This window comes from Clostridium sp. AM27-28, assembly GCF_003480955.1.
GTDB lineage: Bacteria > Bacillota > Clostridia > Lachnospirales > Lachnospiraceae > Otoolea > Otoolea fessa.
Genome location: NZ_QUJT01000005.1, coordinates 47247 through 65072 on the forward strand (window position 1 = coordinate 47247; position 17826 = coordinate 65072).

The following is a 17826-nucleotide window of genomic DNA, read 5'->3' on the forward strand; positions in this document are numbered from 1 at the left end:
CATGATTCAGCATGACATTGTAATTATCGGTGGCGGTCCGGCTGGACTGGCAGCGGCAGCAGCGGCAAAGAAAAGCGGCGCAGAGGATATTCTGATTCTGGAGCGCGACAGCGTGCTGGGCGGTATCTTAAATCAGTGTATCCACAATGGTTTTGGTCTTCATACCTTTAAAGAAGAGCTGACCGGACCGGAGTATGCGGCACGTTATGAGGAAGAAGTGAAAAAGCTGGAAATTCCGTACCGCTTAAACAGCATGGTACTGGATATTAATAAAGACAAAGAGATCACAGTCGTAAGCCGCAGCGAGGGACTGGAGCTCATTAAGGCAAAAGCGATTATCCTGGCGATGGGGTGCCGCGAACGTCCGAGAGGCGCCCTGAACATTCCAGGGTATCGTCCGGCAGGTATCTACACTGCTGGTACGGCACAGCGTCTCATGAACATCGAGGGTCATATGGTCGGTAAAGAGGTTGTCATCCTCGGTTCCGGCGATATCGGACTGATCATGGCGAGACGTATGACACTGGAGGGCGCAAAGGTTAAGGTCGTAGCGGAGCTGATGCCGTATTCGGGCGGTCTGAAGAGAAATATCGTACAGTGCTTAAATGACTTTGATATTCCGTTGAAGTTAAGCCATACGGTTGTGAATATCGAGGGAAAAGAGCGCGTGAAAGGCATCACGCTGGCACAGGTCGGACCGGACCGTAAACCGATTCCGGGTACCGAAGAGCACTATGACTGTGATACGCTTCTGTTATCCTGTGGCCTGATTCCGGAGAATGAGCTGACGAGAAATATGGGCGTGGCGATGAACCCGGTTACCTCCGGCCCAATGGTCAATGACCGTCTGGAAACAGGCATCGAGGGTGTATTTGCCTGCGGCAACGTGCTTCATGTACATGATCTGGTTGACTATGTATCTGAGGAGGCAGCGCTGGCAGGACAGAACGCAGCGAAATATGTGAAATCCGGCGAGACGAAGAAAGGTCACAGCGTGACACTCAAGGCAGAAAATGGCGTCCGCTACACGGTACCACAGTCGATCGATACCGAGGCGATGGCAGACAAGCTGACCGTTCGTTTCCGTGTGGCAGATGTTTATAAAAACCGCAGCATTTCCGTTTATTTTGACGGAGAGCGTGTGAGCAGCCGCAAAAAACGCGTGCTGGCACCGGGTGAGATGGAGCAGGTAATCCTGACGAAGGAAAGTCTGGAGAAATATCCGGATCTGAAAGAAATAACCATTTGCACGGAGGTGGATGAGTGATGGAAGTAAGAGAACTGACCTGTATCGGATGTCCGCTGGGCTGTCAGCTCACTGTGACGATGGGAAATGGCGAGATCAAGGTAGAAGGAAATACATGCCCGCGCGGCGAGGCGTATGCAAAGAAAGAGGTAACCAATCCGACGAGAATCGTTACCTCAACGGTACGCGTCGAGGGCGGCACGATCGAGAGAGCAGCGGTCAAGACGGCTTCGGATATCCCGAAGGGCAAAATCTTTGATTGCATGAAGGAGATCCGCGCCGTGAAGGTGGCAGCTCCGGTGCATATCGGGGATGTGATTATCGCAGACTGCGCTGGAACTGGGGTTGCGGTTGTGGCGAGCAAGAATGTAGGGCGGGCGTAAAAAAACGTAAAAGTGACGCCGCCAGCCTGTCGCAGAATATAAAGATGAGAGATGGGAGGTTGTACAGACTCATAGAAGAGATTTGTACGGCTTCCCATTTTTGAAATTAAGATTTATGAAAAACGTGCTTGCATATTTGTGCAGGATTGGATAAAGTTGTTTTGGAAAAAAATTTAGTGTTTACATATTTACAGAGATAAAAATTACAAGGAGAGAGGCATGGAAAAACGTGAAATTTTAAAGGAGACAGAATTGTTTGTCCTCGATATGGACGGGACGTTTTATCTGGATACGGATGTGCTCGACGGGGCGTTGGATTTCCTGGAGGAAGTGAAGAAAGCAGGGAAGAGATATGTATTTTTTACGAATAATTCGTCGAAATCTCCGAAAACATATATTGACAAACTGGCAAAAATGGGGTGTTATATTAAAAGGAATCAGATCATTACATCTGGGGATGTGATGATTCAGTATCTGAAAGAGTATTATCCTGAAAAGAAAGTCTATCTGGTGGGAACGCCGGATCTGGAGGAGAATTTCCGTGAAAATGGCATTCTTCTGACAAGGGAGATGCCGGATGTGGTCGTGATTGGCTTTGATATGACATTGACCTATGAGAAGCTGGAGCGCGCCTGCACGTATATCCGCAACGGCGCTGTGTTCCTGGCAACGCATCTGGATATCAACTGCCCGACGAAGGATGGTTTTATCCCGGACTGCGGCGCAATGTGCGCGGCAATCTCCTTATCGACCGGAAAGGAGCCGAAGTATGTCGGAAAACCATTCAAGGAGACCGTGGATATGGTTCTGGAGATGACCGGGGCAAAGCGCGAGGCAATGTCGTTTGTCGGCGACCGGATCTACACGGATGTGAAAACCGGCGTGGTAAATGGGGCACACGGAATCCTGGTGCTGACCGGCGAGACGAAGCTGGAGGATGTACCGAAGGCGGATGTCGTGCCGGATGCGATTTTCACAGGGCTGAAAGAGATGGGAGAAATACTCAAGACTATGAGAGAAGAGGAAGCATAGAATGACAATGCTTGAATTACTGGAGGAATCTCCGATAATCGCAGCGATTAAGAGCTGGGAAGGGCTGGAAAAAAGTCTTAAATCTGAATGTAAGGTAGTATTTGTGCTGTTTGGCACGATCTGTGATATTGATCAGATTGTAGCGCGCATCAAGGACGCCGGGAAGGTGGCGATCGTCCACGTGGATATGATCCAGGGACTGAGCACCAAGAGGGTGGCGGTCGATTTTATCGCCCACAATACGCGGGCGGACGGTATTATCAGCACAAAAAACACACTGGTGGAACACGCGAAGGAGATGGGACTTTATGCGATCCAGAGAACCTTTGTTGTGGATTCGATCGCACTCGATACATTGAAAAAACAGATCGAAATGTTCCGACCGGATGCAGTCGAGATCATGCCGGGGGTGATGCCGAAGATTCTTAAGATCATGCGCGAGTACACCGATATTCCGCTGATCGCCGGGGGACTGCTGTCTGACAAAAAAGATGTGATGGCGGCCTTTGAGGCGGGTACGGATGCCATTTCAGCGACGAATGAAGCGGTGTGGTACGTGTGATTTTAAAACTTAAACGATTTAGACGCTGTGAGTGACAGATATATTTGAAATAATGAAATTGATAAAAAAATATCAATCATTTCGCGATTTCGCTTGATTTTTTACCATGAATGCATTAGAATGATGAAGTAATCTCTTTTGGTAAAAATAGATAAAGAGAAGAAAAGGCGAGTTTTCGCATTGTACAAAATATAAGAACCGTGAAAAGGTAAAGCGGTTGCAAACTATACACATGTACAGTGGGGGACACTGAAATCCCCGGTTCGGTGAGAAATGTCAGACAAAATTCAAGTCGAACGTCCGTGAGACTTGGCGCATGATTCTGGTCAGCGAGGCTGACAATTTCACACAGACGGGAGCCGCCGGATAACAGGAAAGGGGTATTAAGATGGCTAAGATCGATTTAAGCAAGTACGGAATCACAGGAACAACGGAGATTGTTTACAACCCTTCTTATGAGATGCTGTTTGAAGAAGAAACCAAACCGAAGCTGGAGGGCTATGAAAAAGGTCAGGTCAGCGAGCTTGGTGCAGTAAACGTTATGACAGGTATTTATACCGGACGTTCCCCGAAAGACAAATTCATCGTTATGGATGAGAACTCTAAGGACACAGTATGGTGGACTTCAGACGAGTACAAGAACGACAACCATGTAGCATCCAAAGAGACCTGGAACGCAGTAAAGGATATCGCTTTAAATGAGCTCTCCAACAAGAGACTGTTTGTAGTAGATGCTTTCTGTGGCGCAAATAAAGACACCCGTATGGCGATCCGTTTTATTGTGGAGGTTGCTTGGCAGGCTCATTTCGTAAAGAATATGTTCATCGTTCCGACCGACGAAGAACTGGCTAATTTCGAACCGGACTTCGTAGTATACAACGCTTCCAAGGCTAAAGTTGAGAACTACAAAGAGCTTGGATTAAACTCTGAGACAGCTGTTGTCTTCAATATCACAAGCCGCGAGCAGGTTATCATCAACACCTGGTACGGTGGAGAGATGAAGAAAGGTATGTTCTCCATGATGAACTACTACCTTCCGTTAAAGGGCATCGCTGCTATGCACTGCTCTGCTAACACCGACTTAAATGGCGAGAACACCGCTATCTTCTTCGGACTTTCCGGAACCGGCAAGACTACCCTTTCTACCGACCCGAAACGTCTTCTCATCGGTGATGACGAGCACGGCTGGGATGACAACGGTGTATTCAACTTCGAGGGCGGCTGCTACGCGAAGGTTATCAACCTGGATAAAGAGTCTGAGCCAGATATCTACAACGCTATCAGACGTGATGCACTGCTTGAGAACGTTACCCTGGATGAGAACGGCAAGATCGATTTCGCTGATAAGAGCGTAACCGAGAACACCCGTGTATCCTACCCGATCGATCATATTCAGAATATTGTACGTCCGGTATCCTCTGCACCGGCAGCTAAGAACGTTATCTTCCTGTCTGCAGACGCATTCGGAGTACTTCCGCCGGTATCTATCCTGACACCGGAGCAGACACAGTACTACTTCTTATCCGGATTTACAGCAAAACTGGCTGGTACCGAGCGCGGCATTACCGAGCCGACCCCGACCTTCTCCGCTTGCTTCGGACAGGCTTTCCTGGAGCTGCATCCGACCAAATACGCAGAAGAGCTGGTTAAGAGAATGGAGAAGAGCGGAGCAAAAGCTTACCTCGTAAATACAGGCTGGAACGGAACCGGCAAACGTATCTCCATCAAAGATACCCGTGGTATCATCGATGCTATCTTAAACGGCGATATCCAGAAAGCTCCGACCAAGAAAATCCCGTACTTCAACTTCGAAGTACCGACCGAGCTTCCGGGCGTAGATCCGGCTATCCTGGATACCCGCGATACCTATGCAAACGAGGCTGAGTGGGAAGAGAAAGCAAAAGATCTGGCAAGCCGTTTCATCAAGAACTTCGCTAAATACGAAGGAAACGAAGCTGGCAAGGCTCTGGTAAAGGCTGGTCCGCAGTTATAATGCCAGAAATAAATGGTAAATAAATCCAAGAGGTAAACCTGGTGAGATAGAAAACCTCCAGTTTGTTTGGATGAGAAATGTGATTCTCATTCGAATGGACTGGAGGTTTTTTGTTTCATAGGAAATACGTCCTATGAAACCAAAAATGCTCCGCGAGGATGCACACTCGCGCGAAGCAGAAACATGTCGCAAGCGACCGCGCGAGACGCCCGGATGTGCCAAGGCACATTTTTTATTGCTGCTGCAAAACACATGTTTGGATTTGAGTATTTCGTGAAGCTGATGGTTATGCTATAATAGAAGCACTTAGTGAGTTTTTAACTGGATTTTCATGTGTACGCTCGGAATCTTTCTGTGCTTGATTTTGTGAGATGATTTTTTACCAGTGGCGCTCAAATTTTAAATTCATAGAGAAGGGAGGAGCCTGCCATGCAGAAAACAGTTTCCAGGCGCGCGTACATTGCCATTGATTTAAAATCGTTCTACGCATCGGTCGAGTGCATCGAGCGAGGTCTGGATCCGTTGACGACGAATCTGGTCGTGGCGAATCCATCGCGGACGGAGAAAACGATCTGTCTGGCGGTATCGCCGCCGCTGAAATCCTATGGTGTGCCGGGGCGTCCCAGGTTATTTGAGGTGATTCAGCGGATTAGGGAAGTCAATGAGGAACGCCGCAGACGGGCGCCGGGACGCCAGTTCCGGGATAAATCGTGGAGAAATGAAGAATTAAAGGTGGATCCATCGCTGGCGGTCAGCTATCTGGTTGCGCCGCCGAGAATGGCGCACTATATGAAATGGAGCACGCAGATCTACCAGATTTATCTCCGGTATGTGGCACCGGAGGACATCCATGTGTATTCGATCGACGAGGTATTCATGGATATTACGGAATATCTGGGAATTTACAAGGTTTCGCCGCGCGAGCTGGCAAAGCGCATCATCCGCACGGTGTTAAAGGAAACAGGCATCACGGCGACGGCGGGGATTGGGACGAACCTGTATCTGTGCAAGGTGGCGATGGATATTGTGGCGAAGCACGTGGAAGCGGACAAGGACGGCGTGCGGATTGCCGAGCTGGATGAGCAGAGTTATCGGGAGCTTTTGTGGACGCATGAGCCGCTGACTGATTTCTGGCGGGTTGGACCGGGCTATCAGAAGAAACTCTGGCAGGCGGGACTTCGGACAATGGGCGATATTGCGCGTTGTTCACTGGGAAAACTGGGCGAGTTTTACAGCGAGGAACTGCTGTACCAGATGTTCGGCATCAACGCCGAGCTTCTGATTGACCATGCGTGGGGCTATGAGTCGTGCACGATCGCACAGATACGGGCGTACAAGCCGCAGAGTAGCAGTCTGGGCTGCGGACAGGTGCTTCACTGTCCGTACACGGCGGACAAGGCGCGGATCGTGGTTCAGGAGATGATTGACGGGATCTCGCTGGAGCTGGTGGAAAAACGGCTAGTGACCGATCAGCTCGTTCTAACGGTCGGATATGACATCGAAAACCTGACCCGCCCGGAGATACGGAAAGTATACAAGGGACCGGTAACAACCGATCGCTACGGGCGGCGTGTGCCGAAGCATGCACATGGAACGTGGAATCTGCCGCGTGCGACTTCGTCCTCAAGCGAGCTTCTGGAGGCGATGGCGGCTCTGTATGATAAGATTGTCAACCCGGCGCTTCTCATCCGCCGGATGTCGCTCTCGGCATGCCATGTGGTAAATGAGAAAATGGCGAAAGAGCGTGAACAGAAGGAAACATTTGAACAGCTTGATTTGTTTACCGATTACGCAAAAAAGGAAGCAAAAGAGAAGGAAGAACAGAAAAAACGCGAGCGGGAGCGCCGGATGCAGGAAGCGCTTCTGACGATCAAGAAAAAATATGGAAAAAATGCGGTGCTGCGCGGGATGAACTTTGAGGAAGGCGCGACCGCCAAGGAGCGGAACGGGCAGATCGGGGGGCATCAGGCATAGATGGAAGATCAATATAGAGTGAATGAATTTGAAAACTTAAAAAGTGGACGAAGCCAAACCCCAGAAGGGCAGGAAAGTGACGCTCAGCGCCGCTACGGCGATATCCTCGGTCATTCTTACCCATTTCCCTTGCGCCATACACGGATGCCGGTGGAGGACCGGGCGGCGCAGTTCGCCTCGTTTGCGGCACTGAATGGCTATGAGGAGGCGGTAGAGGAGGAAGCGCGCCTGACCGAGCGGGAGATCGATCTGGATGACAGCGTGCGCGAGATGATCAATCAGACGCTTGTAGAAGCGGAGGAGCAGCTGATGCGTGGCGAGACGGTTCGGCTTTCTGTGACCTGGTTCCAACCGGACGTGCACAAGGATGGCGGCGCTTACCGAACGGCAGCAGGACGATTGAAGAAAATCGACTATTACCGGCAAGTTTTGTGGTTGGCGGAAATAAGGAGTGGAAATCAGCCTGGACTTGAAAATATAGGCGGGGAGAGCGCGGTAAATTTTCCACAGATCTGCCGTGTGGAGCTGATAGAAGAGGAAGTGGAGTGAAATGTTACATGGCAGCACAGTTGCTGAAGCTTTGTATGGACCTCCTGACCGGCAAGGGAAAATATCGTTACTGTTTACGGGTAGGCACTTTTGGAACCGAAAGTGCCGTAAGAAAACGTGGTGGCAGCAGGAATTGCCGTATTTAAATGCGAAGCCACGGCAAATTCCGTTACTGGGCACGTATGCGTGAACAGTAATAAAATATCAGAAATCCGTAAGAAAAAAGCACTTTTACTTTTGAATGAAATAGGGTAGACTGTTAGAACAGAGAAAACCAGATAGAAGAGCTGAATACAGAGTATAAAGAAAAATATTTTACTGGTTTTAGAAACTAAAAAGTGCCTGGGAAGTTTTGAAAAATTTCAGAGAAGTCCCTGGGAACAGATAGGGAGCAGGCATAAGAACAGTCGGAAGGAGATTCAAATTATGAAAAAAAAATCGTTATATATTGCAGGAATTTGTGCAGCACTGTCGGTAGGTGCGCTTGGGTGCGCTTCCAGTGCAAAAGCGGGCGATGAGGAGACAAAGCCGGTTGTCGAAGATACGGAGGCAGTTGGGGAGGCCACTGCAGCGGAAACTATTTGTGTTTATGGTCCAGTTTCGGAGGTTACCAGCGATTCCGTCACGATCGACAATCAGTCGGGAATCAGCAGTGCCGGCGAGATGGTGATCACATTTTCACCGGAAACGCCGATTTTTGACGCAGAGACAGGCAATCCGGTCGATATGACCGAGGCGGAGACGGGAACCGTTGTATATGCCTACATCGGGGATGCGATGGCGATGAGCGAGCCGCCAATCACGAACGGACAGCTCTTCTTCGTCCATGTAACCGATGTGAGCGCCGTGCCGGTTTACACGGAGATCGAGTCGGTGAAAAAGAGTGCCGAGAATGATGATACCGTCTGTGTGAAAGCAAAGGATGGCGTGACCTATACGGTCAGCGCTGAGACACGTATTCTGCCGTATTTAACCCGGAACATAGTGACCGCAGACGATCTGGAAGCGGGAAAGAAATGCGCGATCTGGGCGGACGCGGAAGGAAAGGTATCGAGACTGGTGCTGTTTCAGCAATAAGGGTGGATGTGCATAAAGCGATAAAATTATAAATATGTCATGTAGATCGGACGGTTTGAACAGCGAAAAACCGTCCGATTTTTTGTGTAATGGAGCTGTCGCACTAAAATAGTGCGGCAGCACTTTTTTGAGATTTAAAACAGTACGTATAATGTATAGTAGATGCTCCAACTCTGATGACGTGAAAATTGCACTTATCTTCGGTTTTTCTGATGATGAACGATAGATCCTGAATCAGATCCTGATAAGTATGATTAGATATTCCTTGCATATAGTAGGCACCACCATTGCAACTATAACAAATAATGTTATAATAAAATAAGGAATATGAGTATTATATGTGGGAGGACAGGTATGGACAAAATTTTTGAAGTAAAAAGTACAACCGGACAAATTATGAATGTCTATGAAGACATCGAAACATATACAGATTTTTTTAATTATGTGGCGTGGTTATCGTTACAGTACGGCTATAGTGGCAGGTACGCACTGCGCTTTTCTGACTATGCGGGGATATAACGGAATATGAAATATATAATGTTTTACCCGGAATGTGTTATAATTACTGCAGTCGTATTGTATATTAAACATTTACTCTATCCTTATGATTTTCGTGAAAAATTTCCTTATGACGATCCGCCGCCGAAGTTTTTTGGCTCTTTCTCATTGGGGGAATTAGTACAATATATAATCCAAGTATTAACGTTACCTATTATAGGATTTGCTATGATTCCTTTGCAATTTTTAGGGAAGGTAGCGGATGTAATACTTATAATTTTATTAGTTATGTGGTGGTTTATACCAACAGGACTCGCTAGAAAAATAGATGACTGGTAATAGAAAAGCGTCCCTGTATAAAAGCAGAGGACGCTTCAGACTGTAGACAAAGCCCCGCTTTTGCGGGGGTTTGCTATTGTTAGAACCGCTTTTCTGATATAATGATATCAGAAAGGGCGGTGTTTTTTATGATGACGAAAAATGCGGATAAAAAAAGAGAACAGATGCTTATGTTCTGCATGGATGACATGGTACCCCAGAATCACATGCTACGGTTAATCGATAAAGCCATTGATTGGAACTTTATTTATGACTTAGTGGAAGAAAAATACTGCCCTGATAATGGCCGGCCGAGTATGGACCCTGTTATGCTCATAAAAATTCCGTTTATTCAGTACCTCTATGGAATAAAAAGCATGCGGCAAGCAATGAAAGAGATTGAGGTAAATGTTGCCTACCGCTGGTTTCTTGGCCTGGATATGATGGATTCGGTTCCACATTTCTCTACATTTGGAAAAAACTATACACGCCGTTTTAAAGATACGGATCTTTTTGAACAAATCTTTTCCAGAATTCTCGAAGAATGTATGAAGTACAAGCTTGTAGACACCAGCCAGATATTTGTTGATTCAACGCATGTAAAAGCTTGTGCTAATAGTAAAAAAATGAGAAAAAGGATTGCTCATGAACAAGCCCTTTGGTATGAAGATGAGTTAAAAAAGGAAATTGAGCAGGATCGTCTGGCTCATGGGAAAAAGCCATTGAAAGAAAAAGATAAGCATCAGCCGCCAACATCTGGAGAAACCAGTTCAGAAGACTCAGAGACTTCAGTAGAAATTCCGTCCGATGTCAAAACACAAAAAAAGCAGTATCACTGATCCAGAAAGTGGCTGGTTTCGAAAAGGGGAACATAAACATGTTTTCGCGTATGCAGTCGAAACCGCGTGTGATCAGCATGGATGGATTTTGGGATATAGAGTTCATCCTGGAAATGAGCATGACAGTAGAACGTTTAAGGCACTGTATGAAAAAGTAAAGTCATTTGATCCTTCTATGATTATTGCAGATGCAGGATACCGGACACCGGCGATTGCCAGAAGGCTGCTATTAGATGGAATTGAACCTTTGTTTCCGTATAAGCGCCCGATGACAAAAGAAGGCTATTTCAGAAAGCATGAATACGTTTATGACGAGTATTACGACTGCTATCTTTGCCCTGAAAATCAGGTGCTTTCTTATAGCACAACAAATCGGGATGGCTATCGTGAATACAAAAGCCGTGGATATATTTGCTGTAATTGTCCTCAGAAATCTAAATGCACAGAAAGCAAAGATCATGTGAAGCTGGTAACACAACATGTATGGGAAAGATACATAGAGAAAGCAGAAGATATCCGTCATACACTGGGAAACAAAGAGATTTATCAAAAACGACAAGAAACGATAGAACGAATCTTTGGAACAGCGAAAGACCATCATGGTTTTCGATATACTCAGTACATAGGAAAGGCACGGATGGAAATGAAAGCCGGGCTTACTTTTGCATGCATGAATCTGAAAAAACTAGCTAAGATACTGGCTATGGGAAATAGAAAATCGATGTCATTTATGTTTAAAGTTGAAATTTTACTGAATGAAATGAACGCAACAGAAAAGTGGTGCCTGACCTAACGATCAAACACCACTTTGTCTACAGTTTGAGAATGTGCCAAGGCACATTCTTTTTTTACAGGCAAAGCCAACTTTCAGTTTGAATATTTGTGAATCGCTATATGACAAGACAGATGTAATAAAAAGTGTCAAAATTTCATTGACACAGCTTTTCTCTTAGAGGTATAATCACAGAAGTTTACCGTGTGGAAGCTATATGGACAGAGAAATATGGCGTGGCAAAGATGTCGGATACATTGTAAAGAAGAAAATGAACCGCAGCTGTCGGAAAAATGGTATGGTTTCTGTCAATCGATGGGGATTCGGAAGCGTGAACAGAGCGGTGAAAAAAGGAGAGGGAAAAGAGATGGATCAGGAGATAAAGCAGCGGATCGAGACATTAAAAAAAGAGAAGGATGCCGTGATTCTGGCACATTATTACGTAGATGGAGAAGTGCAGGAGATTGCCGATTATGTGGGCGATTCGTATTATCTGGCGGAGCTGGCGACGACGGTGCCGCAGAAGACGATCATTTTCTGTGGCGTGTCATTTATGGGCGAGAGTGCGAAGATTTTAAGCCCGGAGAAGACGGTTATCATGGCAGACCGGAGCGCGGACTGTCCGATGGCTCACATGGTTGAGGTGGAGAAGATCCGCGAAGTACGCAAAGAGTATCCGGATGTAGCCGTTGTCTGTTATGTGAACTCGATGGCGGAGATCAAGGCAGAATCGGATGTCTGTGTTACCTCATCGAATGCACTCAAAATCGTGAAAAAACTGCCGAACAAGGATATTTTCTTTATTCCGGATGAGAATCTGGGACGTTTTATCGCAAAAAAAGTGCCGGAGAAACATTTTATTTTCAATGACGGTTTCTGCCATGTACATAAGAGTATTCATGCGGAAGATGTAAAGAAAGCAAAAGAGCTGCATCCGGAGGCAGTTGTGCTGGCGCATCCGGAGTGTACCGGCGATGTGCTGGAGCTGGCAGATTTTGTCGGAAGTACCTCCCAGATTATTGATTATGCGACGAATTCGGATGAGAAAGTCTTCCTGATCTGCACCGAGATGGGCGTGTTCTATGAACTGCTGCAGAAGAACCCGGAGAAGAAGTTTTTCTCCGTAGGTCACCGTCAGTTTTGCCCGAATATGAAGAAGATTCATCTGGACAGCGTACTGCGGGCGCTGGAAAATCCGGAAGAGGAAGTGGAGATGGATGAGGCGATGCGGCAGAGGGCGGTTGGTCCGCTGGCGCGGATGCTGGAATTGGCAAAATAAAGGAATAAATAAAGACACAATATAAACAAATAGACCCAAAAGGATCATTCAAAGGATTCCCACAGAAAATGCTGCAAATCAGCGTTTCCTGTGGGATTTAAATTTTAAATGGAGCGGCTCTGCTTATTCAGCCACAACCGCTTTCACAATCTCCGCAATATACATATCATGATAGTCCTTCTCCGGATAGAACTTGCTGTCAGCGTCCTTATCGATAAAATCTGCCGGATTCATGGATGTGCGGTACATTTTGCGGCAGATGAGGATGGTGTCAGCTTCTTCAAATGCCGGTACGCCGTCGATGAAGACCGGGGTCAGGCCGGCTTCCTTGATTTTGTCGTGGTCACGGCCGGATACGGAGCCGCAGAGTTTGAGGGCATCGCGGTGTCCGTCTTTTAAAAAGCTGACGGAGAAGAGTTCTTCTTTGTCTATAAATTCTTTGGTGTAGCGCTGGGGACGGATATAGCAGGTAACAGCCGGTTTGCCCCAGAATACGCCTGCGCCGCCCCAGCTGGCAGTCATGGTGTTGAATTTATCCTCGGTGCCGGCGGTTAAAAGCATCCAGTCGGAACCGATGCGGGTAAACGGGTTAAAATTTAATTCTTCTGGCTTTATTTCTTTGAAGCTCATCGAAAAATCCTTCCTTTCCTGTCTGAATTGATTATTCTGTGAGTACCTTACCATTATCAGAGAAGAAAATCAAATATATTTTCGAAAATTCATTGACAGATGAGAAAAAAAGAGGTAGTCTTTAAATTAAGGTTAGAGACATCTAACTTGAGTTGCGGCATTCTAACCTGAGTTTGTTCATGCTAATTATGTTTTGTTTTTGATGAAACACAATATAATATGAGCACTTAGTGCGAGTCGTATCTAAGGACTTAATGAGGCTGAGCCAGAGGCAAAAGCGGAATTTAGTACTTGCAAAAAGAGTGGCAAGCAGAGTATGCTATATATTTTAAACGAACAGTTAGTCTGCGCTAATAAAAAGCCGGGTTGTGGACGGAAACGGCAGATGTGCGGCAAAATAATTTAGAAGATATGGAAAGAGAGATGATACGATGCAGCAGAGAGAGCAGATTATCGGCGAACTGAAGAGACGGGGGAAACGGATGACCGATCAAAGAAAGATCATGTTGGATGTGATCCTGGAGGGAAGATGGAGCAGTTGTAAGGAGATCTACTACGAGGCATCCAAGCGCGACCCGGGGATCGGAAAGGCAACGGTGTACCGGATGATTGCAGTGCTGGAAGAAATCGGAGTTTTAAACCGTTGCCGCCAGTATTCTCTGCGGAATGAGGATGAGCTGTCAAGTATAACTTCGGATGCCAGCTGATAAAAAATCTCAATAAGGAAAGTTAGGTTTGACTATCATGGGGGTAAGCTGTTACCATCTACTTGTACCTCAGAAATGAGTCATTAAACGCAGCAATATTCGCATTTGAAATGGAATAAATAGTTTTCAAAAATCATATGTGAATATAATTAGATAATATCAGAGGAGGAGTAATCATGATGGACATTTTCAAATTAAAAAAATTAGGTTTATTTGCAGGCGGCGTTTTGTTCGGAACAGCAGGTGTTAAGATTCTTGGCAGCGAGGATGCAAAGAAATTTTACGTAAACTGCGTAGCAGCCGGACTTCGTGCACGTGATTGTGTGATGACCACCGCTACCAATATTCAGGAGAACGCTGAGGACATCCTGGCTGAGGCAAAGCAGATCAACGAGGCTCGCGGCTATGAGAGCTTTGGTGAGGATGAGGATTTCAACGAGACTGCTGAGGCAACCGAGGCCGCACCGGAGGCTGAGAAGGCAGAGCAGTAATAGCAACTCCAAGAATACATGAATCTAAATAACAGGGGGGGCTGCCGCAAGATAGCATGGGATGCTGTCTCGCGGCAGCTCTTCTATAACCGGAGGAAGATGAATCATGAAATTCATTATAAAGCATGAAATCAAAGGAAGAATCCGTATCAGCCTTGTCCGGAAATTTCACACCGTGCGCGAAGCGGATGTTCTGGAACAGTATCTGCTTGGTCTGGACGGCGTGACGGCGGCCAAGGTGTATGAGCGGACAGCAGATGCGGTTATCTATTATAAGGAGGATCGGGAGGCGGTTCTCGTACAGGTAGCGGCGTTTGATGGTCAGATTACCGAAAAACAGGAGATGGCAGTTAAAAGCAGCGGACGCGCCCTGAATCAGGAGTACAAAGAAAAGCTGATTCAGAAGGTACTGACCCGTTTTGCGACGAAGACATTTCTCCCGGCGCCGGTCCGTGCGGTATACACGTCCGTGCAGGCGATCCGTTATATCGTGAAAGGTATCCACTGCCTCGTATTTAAGCGCAAGCTGCATGTGGAGGTGCTGGATGCGACGGCGATCAGTGTTTCCCTTCTGCGCCGCGATTTCAATACAGCTGGCTCCGTTATGTTCCTGCTCGGCGTCGGTGAGCTTCTGGAGGAGTGGACACATAAGAAATCCGTTGGTGATCTGGCGCGGAGCATGTCCTTGAACGTGGAAAAGGTCTGGAAGAAAGTGGACGGGACCGAAGTCTTTGTACCGCTTTCGGATGTTACCGCGGGCGACGAGCTGACCGTCCATATGGGTACAGTGATTCCGCTGGATGGCGTCGTAGTGAGCGGCGAGGCGATGATCAACCAGGCTTCGATGACCGGCGAATCCCAGCCGGTCAGAAAAGAGCCGGGCAGCTATGTTTACGCAGGAACCGCGCTGGAAGAGGGCGAGATTACCTTCAAGGTAGAAAAATCCGCCGGCTCCACCCGTTATGAGCGTATCGTACAGATGATCGAGGATTCGGAGAAGCTTAAATCCTCTGTTGAAGGCAAGGCATCAAACCTGGCAGATGCACTCGTTCCGTGGAGTCTGGGCGGTACCGCGCTTACCTATCTGCTGACCCGCAATGCGACGAAAGCACTGTCGATCCTGATGGTTGATTTCTCCTGTGCACTGAAACTGGCAATGCCGCTTGCAGTCCTGTCTGCGATGCGTGAGGCAAGCCAGCATCACATTACGGTCAAGGGCGGCAAGTTTCTGGAGGCTGTTGCCGAAGCGGAGACGATCGTATTTGACAAGACCGGAACCCTGACCAAGGCAAAGCCGGTTGTATCCGATGTGGTATCTTTCAACGGCATGGAGAAGGAAGAACTGCTTCGTATCGCAGCCTGCCTGGAAGAGCATTTTCCGCACTCGATGGCAAATGCGGTCGTACAGGAAGCGAAAAAACGTCATCTGGTACATGAAGAGATGCACTCGAGAGTGGATTACATCGTAGCGCACGGTATCGCTACCTATGTGGGCGAAGAACGCGTCGTGATTGGAAGCCACCATTTCGTATTTGAGGATGAGAAGTGCACACTGCCGGAGGATGGAAAAGAGAAGTTTGAGAACCTTCCGGAAAATTGTTCCCATCTTTACATGGCAATCGGCGGACAGCTTGCAGCCGTTATCTGCATCGAGGATCCGCTGCGTGAGGAAGCACCGTCTGTCATCCGCCAGTTAAAAGAGGCTGGATTTAAGCGCATTGTCATGATGACCGGCGACAGCGAGCGGACCGCAGCGGCGATCGCGAAGAGGGTCGGCGTGGATGATTATTTCTCCGAGGTACTTCCGGAGGATAAGGCGCGCTTTGTTGAGGAGGAGAAGGCGAAGGGCCACAAAGTTATCATGATCGGTGACGGCATCAACGATTCACCGGCCCTGTCAGCGGCAGACGCGGGCATCGCAGTCAGCGAGGGTGCGGAGATTGCCAGAGAGATCGCGGATATCACGATCAAGAAAGATTCCCTGGATGAAGTCGTGCTTCTGCGTCATCTGAGCATGGATCTGATGAAACGTGTCCATGGAAACTACCGTTTCGTCATCAGCTTCAACCTAGGTCTGATTCTCTTGGGGGTGGCTGGTATCATCACACCGTCTATGTCGGCGCTGCTGCACAACAGCTCGACACTGGCGATCAGCTTAAAGAGCATGACGAACCTGCTGCCGGAGGAAGAGCGGGAAGAGGCGTAAGGAGTCTGGATACGGGCTTGATTGTATCCTCAATTATAAAATAAGTATAGTGAAACAGATGTAGAATGGGAAGAAAAAAGCCTGTTTTACATCTGTTTTTCTGCTATCTATTAACATTTGTTTTTTTATATAAATAATGCTATAATCGAAAAGCATCAGGGAACGTAAACTAAATAGGAGGATAAACCTTTCATGAAAAATGACTTATTCACAATCGGCAGCATCACGATCCACGGCTACGGTCTGATGATCGGCATCGGCATTATCGCTGCGTATTACATGGCAGAGTACCGGGCAAACAAGCGGGGGATGGACGTCGATATGATCCTCTCCATCGCGATCTGCGGTGTCGTATGTGGAATTTTAGGTGCAAAAATTCTGTACTATGTCACAATTCTGGATGAGATTGTAGAAAACCCGAAGAAATTGTTGGATATCAGCGATGGATTTGTCGTATATGGCGGCATCATCGGCGGCGTGCTGGGCGGCTATGTGCTGAGCCGGATCAAGCATATTTCCTTTTTCCAGTATGCGGATCTGGTCATGCCGTCGGTTGCGCTCGCACAGGGCTTTGGACGGATCGGCTGTTTCCTGGCTGGCTGCTGCTACGGTATGCCGACCCACAGCCATTTTGCGATCGTGTTCCACAATTCGGACTTTGCCCCGAACAACATTCCCCTGGTTCCGACCCAGCTCATCTCAAGCGGTCTGGATTTTCTGCACTGCCTGCTGCTTCTTTATGCGGCGAAAAAGTGCAAAAAACAGGGGCAGGTGGTATCCCTGTATCTGATCTGCTACAGTCTGGGACGCTTCGTGCTGGAATTTTTCCGCGGTGATTTGAACCGGGGAGCGGTCGGGTTCCTCTCGACTTCACAGTTTATCTCACTGTTTATCTTTGCGGCGGGCGTGGCGATGTTTGTGGTTTGCGGGAAGAAAGCGCAGGCAGTTTCGCTAAAAGAGGAGACAGTGAGTCAGGAAAAATAAAAGCTATTTATAGAGGTCACGTATGGAACACCATATTGCTATGATGACAGAGCAATGTGTATCGGCAGATAATGCTTGAAATGTAGAAATAAAGGGTGTAATATTAAAGAAAAGACGTCATGAGTGTATATTACAGCCTGAAAAACAGGATAGATTCGTTTGGCAAACCTGTAGAAATACAGGGACGCAAAGCATAGAAGCCTAACATGTGATATGAAAAATGAGTGTCAGATATATTACATTAAGGTGGTTCGGCTGCAATCAGATATTGATTGCAGCTTTTTTA

At 47.4% G+C, this 17826-nt stretch carries 16 protein-coding genes, 1 pseudogene and 1 riboswitch; of the genes and pseudogenes, 16 read left to right on the forward strand and 1 reads right to left on the reverse strand.

Annotated features, from left to right (window positions below; translation table 11 throughout):
- The first annotated feature begins 1 nt into the window (after position 1).
- The 12 genes and pseudogenes from DW720_RS07050 to nadA all read left to right on the forward strand — a co-directional run bounded on the left by DW720_RS07050 (position 2) and on the right by nadA (position 12522).
- Positions 2 to 1267, forward strand: a complete 1266-nt coding sequence (locus tag DW720_RS07050; protein WP_022359839.1) for an FAD-dependent oxidoreductase — start codon at positions 2 to 4, stop codon at positions 1265 to 1267.
- Positions 1267 to 1629, forward strand: a complete 363-nt coding sequence (locus tag DW720_RS07055) for a DUF1667 domain-containing protein (protein WP_118472037.1) — start codon at positions 1267 to 1269, stop codon at positions 1627 to 1629. The genes DW720_RS07050 and DW720_RS07055 overlap by 1 nt, the downstream gene beginning before the upstream one ends.
- Before the next feature lie 219 nt (positions 1630 to 1848).
- Positions 1849 to 2661, forward strand: coding sequence for an HAD-IIA family hydrolase (locus tag DW720_RS07060; RefSeq protein ID WP_022359841.1), 813 nt, complete (start codon positions 1849 to 1851; stop codon positions 2659 to 2661).
- A gap of 1 nt (position 2662) precedes the next feature.
- On the forward strand, positions 2663 to 3223 hold the full coding sequence (locus DW720_RS07065; protein ID WP_118472036.1) for a glycerol-3-phosphate responsive antiterminator: 561 nt from the start codon (positions 2663 to 2665) through the stop codon (positions 3221 to 3223).
- Positions 3224 to 3611: 388 nt separating this feature from the next.
- Positions 3612 to 5216: a phosphoenolpyruvate carboxykinase (ATP) gene (gene pckA / locus DW720_RS07070; RefSeq protein WP_118749422.1), complete on the forward strand. Its 1605-nt coding sequence runs from the start codon at positions 3612 to 3614 to the stop codon at positions 5214 to 5216.
- A gap of 429 nt (positions 5217 to 5645) precedes the next feature.
- Positions 5646 to 7190, forward strand: a complete 1545-nt coding sequence (locus tag DW720_RS07075; protein WP_118749423.1) for a DNA methylase — start codon at positions 5646 to 5648, stop codon at positions 7188 to 7190.
- Positions 7191 to 7739: a hypothetical protein gene (locus DW720_RS07080; protein WP_118749424.1), complete on the forward strand. Its 549-nt coding sequence runs from the start codon at positions 7191 to 7193 to the stop codon at positions 7737 to 7739.
- Between the two features lie 426 nt (positions 7740 to 8165).
- The gene (locus tag DW720_RS07090; protein WP_118749426.1) at positions 8166 to 8816 is read left to right on the forward strand and encodes a hypothetical protein; all 651 of its coding nucleotides are present in this window, start codon (positions 8166 to 8168) and stop codon (positions 8814 to 8816) included.
- Between the two features lie 354 nt (positions 8817 to 9170).
- The gene (locus DW720_RS15710) at positions 9171 to 9335 is read left to right on the forward strand and encodes a hypothetical protein (RefSeq protein ID WP_154106756.1); all 165 of its coding nucleotides are present in this window, start codon (positions 9171 to 9173) and stop codon (positions 9333 to 9335) included.
- A 6-nt stretch (positions 9336 to 9341) separates the two neighbouring features.
- Positions 9342 to 9653, forward strand: coding sequence for a hypothetical protein (locus tag DW720_RS07095; RefSeq protein ID WP_118468855.1), 312 nt, complete (start codon positions 9342 to 9344; stop codon positions 9651 to 9653).
- A 128-nt stretch (positions 9654 to 9781) separates the two neighbouring features.
- Positions 9782 to 11264 (forward strand): annotated as a pseudogene (locus DW720_RS07100) (IS1182 family transposase).
- Between the two features lie 346 nt (positions 11265 to 11610).
- Positions 11611 to 12522: a quinolinate synthase NadA gene (nadA, locus tag DW720_RS07105; RefSeq protein ID WP_117796479.1), complete on the forward strand. Its 912-nt coding sequence runs from the start codon at positions 11611 to 11613 to the stop codon at positions 12520 to 12522.
- A gap of 123 nt (positions 12523 to 12645) precedes the next feature.
- Here the strand turns inward: nadA and DW720_RS07110 are convergent, their stop codons facing one another.
- On the reverse strand, positions 12646 to 13152 hold the full coding sequence (locus DW720_RS07110) for a flavin reductase (protein ID WP_107000129.1): 507 nt from the start codon (positions 13150 to 13152) through the stop codon (positions 12646 to 12648).
- A gap of 431 nt (positions 13153 to 13583) precedes the next feature.
- Between DW720_RS07110 and DW720_RS07115 the strand changes: the two genes are divergently transcribed.
- The 4 genes from DW720_RS07115 to DW720_RS07130 all read left to right on the forward strand — a co-directional run bounded on the left by DW720_RS07115 (position 13584) and on the right by DW720_RS07130 (position 17540).
- Positions 13584 to 13859: a transcriptional repressor gene (locus DW720_RS07115; RefSeq protein ID WP_118651120.1), complete on the forward strand. Its 276-nt coding sequence runs from the start codon at positions 13584 to 13586 to the stop codon at positions 13857 to 13859.
- Positions 13860 to 14035: 176 nt separating this feature from the next.
- Positions 14036 to 14350: a DUF6110 family protein gene (locus DW720_RS07120; protein WP_022359851.1), complete on the forward strand. Its 315-nt coding sequence runs from the start codon at positions 14036 to 14038 to the stop codon at positions 14348 to 14350.
- Between the two features lie 106 nt (positions 14351 to 14456).
- Positions 14457 to 16556 (forward strand): heavy metal translocating P-type ATPase, encoded by a 2100-nt coding sequence (locus DW720_RS07125; protein ID WP_118749427.1) that lies wholly within the window; start codon positions 14457 to 14459, stop codon positions 16554 to 16556.
- A 192-nt stretch (positions 16557 to 16748) separates the two neighbouring features.
- Positions 16749 to 17540 carry a prolipoprotein diacylglyceryl transferase gene (locus DW720_RS07130; protein WP_118749428.1) on the forward strand — a complete coding sequence of 264 codons (792 nt, stop codon included), beginning with the start codon at positions 16749 to 16751 and terminating at the stop codon, positions 17538 to 17540.
- A 151-nt stretch (positions 17541 to 17691) separates the two neighbouring features.
- Positions 17692 to 17803: riboswitch (cyclic di-GMP riboswitch) on the forward strand.
- Positions 17804 to 17826: the final 23 nt, after the last annotated feature.

Bases quoted from the DNA above. Each gene is read 5' to 3' on its own strand.
- DW720_RS07120 (WP_022359851.1), top strand. From the start codon at position 14,036: ATGATGGACATTTTCAAATTAAAAAAATTAGGTTTATTTGCAGGCGGC.
- DW720_RS07075 (WP_118749423.1), top strand. From the start codon at position 5,646: ATGCAGAAAACAGTTTCCAGGCGCGCGTACATTGCCATTGATTTAAAA.
- DW720_RS07080 (WP_118749424.1), top strand. From the start codon at position 7,191: ATGGAAGATCAATATAGAGTGAATGAATTTGAAAACTTAAAAAGTGGA.
- DW720_RS07055 (WP_118472037.1), top strand. From the start codon at position 1,267: ATGGAAGTAAGAGAACTGACCTGTATCGGATGTCCGCTGGGCTGTCAG.
- DW720_RS07095 (WP_118468855.1), top strand. From the start codon at position 9,342: ATGAAATATATAATGTTTTACCCGGAATGTGTTATAATTACTGCAGTC.
- DW720_RS15710 (WP_154106756.1), top strand. From the start codon at position 9,171: ATGGACAAAATTTTTGAAGTAAAAAGTACAACCGGACAAATTATGAAT.
- DW720_RS07050 (WP_022359839.1), top strand. From the start codon at position 2: ATGATTCAGCATGACATTGTAATTATCGGTGGCGGTCCGGCTGGACTG.
- DW720_RS07130 (WP_118749428.1), top strand. From the start codon at position 16,749: ATGAAAAATGACTTATTCACAATCGGCAGCATCACGATCCACGGCTAC.
- DW720_RS07065 (WP_118472036.1), top strand. From the start codon at position 2,663: ATGACAATGCTTGAATTACTGGAGGAATCTCCGATAATCGCAGCGATT.
- pckA (WP_118749422.1), top strand. From the start codon at position 3,612: ATGGCTAAGATCGATTTAAGCAAGTACGGAATCACAGGAACAACGGAG.
- DW720_RS07060 (WP_022359841.1), top strand. From the start codon at position 1,849: ATGGAAAAACGTGAAATTTTAAAGGAGACAGAATTGTTTGTCCTCGAT.
- DW720_RS07125 (WP_118749427.1), top strand. From the start codon at position 14,457: ATGAAATTCATTATAAAGCATGAAATCAAAGGAAGAATCCGTATCAGC.
- DW720_RS07115 (WP_118651120.1), top strand. From the start codon at position 13,584: ATGCAGCAGAGAGAGCAGATTATCGGCGAACTGAAGAGACGGGGGAAA.
- DW720_RS07090 (WP_118749426.1), top strand. From the start codon at position 8,166: ATGAAAAAAAAATCGTTATATATTGCAGGAATTTGTGCAGCACTGTCG.
- DW720_RS07110 (WP_107000129.1), bottom strand. From the start codon at position 13,152: ATGAGCTTCAAAGAAATAAAGCCAGAAGAATTAAATTTTAACCCGTTT.
- nadA (WP_117796479.1), top strand. From the start codon at position 11,611: ATGGATCAGGAGATAAAGCAGCGGATCGAGACATTAAAAAAAGAGAAG.